Annotated in this window: 1 protein-coding gene; it reads left to right on the top strand. The window is 51.5% G+C overall.

Translation table 11 applies throughout. The features are described from left to right. Positions 1 to 123: 123 nt before the first annotated feature. Positions 124 to 377, top strand: a 254-nt coding sequence (locus FDX24_RS16265) for a tail fiber assembly protein (protein WP_371414772.1), incomplete at its 3' end; no start/stop codon positions are given.

Raw genomic sequence — 377 nt, 5'->3', positions numbered from 1 at the left:
AACGGTTTTTATGATGATAACCAGACTCTTCCTGCAGATGCGGTCGAAATTGCTGAGTCGCTCCGAACTGAGTTAATTAGCGCCCAGAACATAGGTGGCGTAATTAGGCCGGGAAGTGATGGGATGCCAGTGATCATCCCATCCGCAGATTATGTCCCGGAATTAACTGAAGAAGAGCAGCGGTGGTTTGCTGAATCCAAAAAACAGTCACTGTTGTCAGAGGCAACCAATCGAATTGGACCTCTACAGTACGCGGTCGATGCAGGCAAAGCGACGGCTGAAGAGGCCGCCGACCTGATAAACTGGCAGGACTACCGGCTTGATTTGATGCGGGTTGATACGTCAAAACCTGTCTGGCCTACGCCTCCGGGGGAACA

It is taken from the genome of Citrobacter sp. wls716 (assembly GCF_005280975.1).
In the GTDB taxonomy this organism is placed as follows: domain Bacteria; phylum Pseudomonadota; class Gammaproteobacteria; order Enterobacterales; family Enterobacteriaceae; genus Citrobacter; species Citrobacter youngae.
Note: the sequence above shows the minus strand (reverse complement) of the source record. Positions and strands in the feature narration are given on the sequence as shown.